The organism is Colwellia ponticola (genome assembly GCF_005885605.1).
Lineage (GTDB): Bacteria > Pseudomonadota > Gammaproteobacteria > Enterobacterales > Alteromonadaceae > Colwellia > Colwellia ponticola.
Genome location: NZ_SZVP01000235.1, coordinates 1 through 293, shown reverse-complemented (window position 1 = coordinate 293; position 293 = coordinate 1). Strand labels below are relative to the sequence as shown.

At 37.9% G+C, this 293-nt stretch carries 1 pseudogene; it reads left to right on the top strand.

Annotated elements, in window-relative coordinates:
• Positions 1 to 283 (top strand): annotated as a pseudogene (locus tag FCS21_RS16725) (Mobile element protein); the annotation flags it as partial.
• Between the last annotated feature and the right edge of the window lie 10 nt (positions 284 to 293).

Genomic DNA, 293 nt, shown 5'->3' with positions numbered 1-293 from the left:
TATCGATATTTGTGCTCATGCGGTGATGCATAATCATTTACATTTAGTGTTGCATGTTGATAGTGAGCAAGTGAAAAGTTGGTCAATTGATGAAGTATTGATGCGCTGGCATCAGTTATTTAAAGGCACATTACTCACCCAACAATATGCTAAAAAACAAGCTCTTGATAAGTTTCAACTCGCCATGGTTGAAAGCTATCAGACGTCAACTAACTTGTCCGGTCAGCGTCAATTAACTTGGCCGGTATTTGAATTTAGTTTCATTGCTTGTTTTTTACGGTAGCTTTCACCTT